A 4,159-nucleotide genomic window follows, 5' to 3' on the forward strand; every position below is an offset into this window, starting at 1 on the left:
TCACCCGCGGCGTGCCGGGCGAGACCTACGCCATCGGCGGCCGGGCCGAGCGCACCAACCTCGCGGTCGTCCACGCCATTTGCGACGCGCTGGACCGCTTGCGCCCCTCCTCGGGCCCCGCCCCGCGCCCGCGGCGGGACCTGGTCGCCTTCGTGCCCGACCGCCCCGGCCACGACCGCCGCTACGCCATCGACCCCACCAAGGCCGAGCGCGAGCTCGGCTGGCGCGCCTCCGTCACCTTCGAGGAGGGCATCGAGCGCACCGTCGCCTGGTACCTCGCCAACGAGGCCTGGTGGCGCCCCCTGCGGGACCGCTACGACGGACAGAGGCTGGGCCTTCTGCCGACAAGCACACACTCGGCACCCTCGCAGGAAGCGGCCTGATGCGCATCCTTATTGCCGGGCGGACCGGCCAACTCGCGACGGAGCTTCTCGACCGCTTGCCGCGCGACGGCCACCTCGTCACCGCGCTCGAGGCGCCGGAGCTGGACATCACGAAGTGGGAGAGCATCGAGGAAGCTGTCGGTCGGACTAACCCCGACGTGATCATCAACGCCGCTGCCTACACGGCTGTCGACCGCGCCGAGGGCGATCGAGACCGCGCGTTTCTCGTGAACTCGACCGGCCCCGCCTTGCTTGGCACCATCACGGCGCTGGAGGGTATTCCGCTCGTTCATCTCTCGACGGACTACGTTTTTCCTGGGACTGGCGGTGCGCCTTACGACGAGAGCGCGCCGCCCCAGCCGATAAGCGTCTACGGCGCCTCAAAGCTCGCCGGCGAACACCGGGCGCTCGAAGCCAACCCACGAACGGCGATCCTTCGCACGTCCTGGGTCTGCAGCCCCCATGGGGCAAACTTCGTGAAGACCATGCTTCGGCTCGGTGCCGAACGGGAGGCCGTGTCCGTTGTGGCCGACCAGCACGGCGCTCCGACCTTCGCGGCCGACCTCGCCGACGCGATCGCCCGGATGCTGCCGCGGCTCGCCAGATCACCGGCCGGCGACCCGGCCTTCGGCATCTTCCATCTCACCGGCGCCCCTCACACCACCTGGCACGACTTTGCGGAAGCGATCTTCGCCGAAGCCGCGGCCCGACGCCGTCCGCCCCCTAAGCTCACTGCGATCTCGACCGCCGAGTACCCAACACTTGCGCAACGCCCTGCAGACGGCCGGCTGGACTGCGGGTTGATCGGCCGGATCCACGGCATCGTACCGGCCGACTGGCGGCTCTCCCTGACCCAATGCCTCGACACCGTTCTTGGCCCTATCGCGAAAGATCCCGCATGACCTCCCTGCTGCCCAACTCTGCCACCAAGGGCATCCTGCTCGCCGGCGGGAGCGGCACGCGGCTCTACCCGGCGACGCTCGCGGTCTCGAAGCAGCTCCTGCCCGTCTACGACAAGCCGATGATCTACTACCCGCTCTCGGTGCTCATGCTGGCCGACATCCGGGACATCCTGGTCATCTCGACCCCGCACGACCTGCCGCTGTTCCGCCGCCTGCTCGGCACCGGGGAGCAGTGGGGCATCCGCCTCTCCTACGCCGAGCAGCCCCGGCCGGACGGGCTGGCCCAGGCGCTCATCCTGGCCGAGGAGTTCCTCGCCGGCGCGCCCTCGGCCCTCGTGCTCGGCGACAACATCTACCACGGACATGATCTTGAGGACCGCCTGGCCGAGGCGCGCGTCGGGACGGGCGCCTCCGTCTTCGGCTACCGCGTCGCCGACCCGCACCGCTACGGTGTGGTCGAGTTCGACGGCGATTTCCGGGCCCTCTCCCTCGAGGAGAAGCCGGCCGCGCCGCGCTCGGACTGGGCGGTCACGGGCCTCTACTTCTACGACGGCCGCGCGCCGGCCCTCGCCCGCACCCTGAAGCCCTCCGCCCGTGGGGAGCTCGAGATCACCGACCTCAACCGCCTCTACCTCGAGGAGGGCACGCTGCGCGTCATCCGCCTCGGCCGCGGCTACGCCTGGCTCGACACCGGAACCCACGACAGCCTGCTGGAAGCCGCCGAGTACGTGCGGGCCATCGAGAAGCGCACGGGCACGAAGGTCGCCGCGCCCGAGGAGGTCGCCTGGCGCCGCGGCCTCATCAGCGACGACGCGCTCCGCGCCCTCGCCGCCACCCAGAACAAGAGCGGCTACGGCGCCTATCTCGAGGGCCTTGTCGGGCAAAGCTCCATTTCGCGTCTCTGCCCCACAGTCTCTAGCAGCTTGTCCGCTTCCTAACGGATCTGAGAGCCTGTTTGAGCGGCCCTCAGCCGTCCGCCCCCATCTTCTCCTGAGGTGAACACCGTGAACCGCCTGGCGGGGCGGAAGGGTGGGAGAGATATGGACGGGTTGAGCCGCAAAGCGGATCAACCATCGGGCTCGCCCTGCGGCGTGCCTAAAGCAGGCGGTCTCTTGGCATGCCGTGCGGGAGGTGGCGCGCTGGCTGGAGCGGGCGGATCCACCGAGAAGCGGCGGAGCAACGCCGACGGTGGCTGTCGTGCGGGCAATTGCCTGGCACCTTCGGGTGGGCGGCGGGTGGCGCGCGCTGCCGTCTGGAATGCCGCCTTGGCGCACGGTCTATGGCTGAGGACCTTCGCCTGGTTCGGCCGATGCCGACGCCTCGCCCGCGACCACGAGGCGACCGTCAGTTCCGCCGTCGCCTTCTTCACCCTCGCCGCCGTCATGGCCCTCGTCAGGCGATTGGCTCAGCCGTTATGAAGCGGGCTTGCTCTGTTGAAACCCTGACGAGGGGTTGAGGGTTGGGACGCTTTTCGGTGCGGGCCGAGAGGTGGTCGATGAGGAAGATGGCGAAGTCGGCGGTGCAGGTGGCGCGGGAGGCCTTGGCTGCGGGCCGGGCGGCGCTGCCGGAGTATGGGAGCCGGTACTCGCGCAAAGACTATACGCAGCCGCAGCTCTTCGCCCTTCTGGTCCTGCGGCAGTTCCTGCGGACGGACTACCGGGGCGTGGTGGCCCTGGTCGCTGAGTGGTCCGATCTACGCCGCACCCTGGGTCTGACCAAGGTACCGCACTACTCGACCCTCGCCCATGCGTCGCGCCGCGTGCTGGCGGACGCCGAGGCTGGGGGGCTTTCATCGAGGTTCAGTCTGCCGTGGTCCGGCGTGCCCGGGCCCACGGCCTGATCGACATCGCACCCGTGGCGGCCGTGGACGCGACTGGCTTCGAGGCCCGGCACGTCAGCGCCCACTACGGCCAGCGCCGGGCCAAGGGGAAGGGTCACCGGCAGCGGGCCTGGCCCAAGCTGACCGTGGTGCTCCACACCAGCTCACACCTGATCCTCGGGGCCGTATCGGGCCTCGGCCCGAGCCAGGACTCCCCAGACTTCACCCCGGCCATGCGTCAGGCCACGGCGCTGGTCGCGATCGACACCGCCCTCGGCGACGCAGGCTATGACGCCGAGCACAACCACCGCCTCTGCCGCGAGGACCTGGGTGTTCGACAGACCGTCATCCGTCTCAACCGCCGCAACACGGGGCGCCGCTGGCCCAAGACCCCGTATCGACGCGCCATGCGGCACCGCTTTTCCAAGCCCCTCTACCATCAGCGCTGGCACGTCGAGAGCGGGTTCAGCCAGCACAAGCGGCGCCTCGGCTCAGCGCTGACCGCCCGCAACACCGCAGCCCAGAACCGCGAACTCGTCCTCCGCGTTCTCACTCACAACCTCATGCTTCTCGCCGAAGCCGCATGAGCATTTCAACAGAGCAAAGCGGGCTCTAAGCTCGACTTTGGCCATTTGAGCTGGGGAGAGGCGGCGGAGCGGGCTGACCGGCTAGGGTGGACGCGTCCCCGCCAAGAGACGCCGCCATGCTGCGCCTGCCGACCCGCTTCGCCGCGGTGATCCTGAGCTTTGCGCCACTCTTTTTTTCTAGGCCAGCAAAGTTAGCTGGTGTGAGGCGTTGCTGGAGAGTTCCTTTGATGAGCTCTGGAGGCGCGGGATGGCCAGGCTGTTAGCGCGAGCGCAGCCCGCACGGGAGCGGGTGCTGGTTCCCCTCCGGCAGGACTGCCCGGGCTGTGGCGGGCACATGCGACTGCGCTACGAGAACCGCCGGACCCTGGTGACGCTGTCGGGGCCGGTAAGGCTGCGGCTGAAGATCCGCCGCTGCGAGCGCGAGGGCTGTGCGCGTCATCGTGTGCCGTACCGCCCCGAGGCGGAGGG

5 protein-coding genes and 1 pseudogene are annotated in these 4,159 nt (G+C 69.5%); all 6 read left to right on the plus strand.

What is annotated here, in order from left to right; genetic code table 11:
- The coding region (locus EAH89_RS30455; RefSeq protein WP_194152383.1) for a GDP-mannose 4,6-dehydratase at positions 1 to 383 on the plus strand (383 nt) is incomplete at its 5' end.
- Positions 383 to 1,285, plus strand: coding sequence for a dTDP-4-dehydrorhamnose reductase (gene rfbD, locus EAH89_RS30460; RefSeq protein WP_140887877.1), 903 nt, complete (start codon positions 383 to 385; stop codon positions 1,283 to 1,285). The genes EAH89_RS30455 and rfbD, both read left to right, overlap by 1 nt.
- A complete protein-coding gene (rfbA, locus tag EAH89_RS30465; protein WP_140887880.1) occupies positions 1,282 to 2,223 on the plus strand; it encodes a glucose-1-phosphate thymidylyltransferase RfbA in 942 nt (313 codons plus the stop codon). Before rfbD ends, rfbA begins: the two co-directional genes overlap by 4 nt.
- Before the next feature lie 348 nt (positions 2,224 to 2,571).
- Positions 2,572 to 2,703, plus strand: a pseudogene (locus tag EAH89_RS30475) (IS5/IS1182 family transposase); the annotation flags it as partial.
- A 77-nt stretch (positions 2,704 to 2,780) separates the two neighbouring features.
- Positions 2,781 to 3,125 carry a hypothetical protein gene (locus EAH89_RS30480; RefSeq protein WP_140887882.1) on the plus strand — a complete coding sequence of 115 codons (345 nt, stop codon included), beginning with the start codon at positions 2,781 to 2,783 and terminating at the stop codon, positions 3,123 to 3,125.
- Complete coding sequence (locus tag EAH89_RS30485; RefSeq protein WP_140887884.1) at positions 3,095 to 3,691, plus strand: transposase; 597 nt, start codon at positions 3,095 to 3,097, stop codon at positions 3,689 to 3,691. Before EAH89_RS30480 ends, EAH89_RS30485 begins: the two co-directional genes overlap by 31 nt.
- The last annotated feature ends 468 nt before the right edge of the window (positions 3,692 to 4,159 follow it).

This window comes from Muricoccus nepalensis (assembly GCF_006438825.1).
Taxonomy (GTDB): Bacteria; Pseudomonadota; Alphaproteobacteria; order Acetobacterales; family Acetobacteraceae; genus Roseomonas; species Roseomonas nepalensis.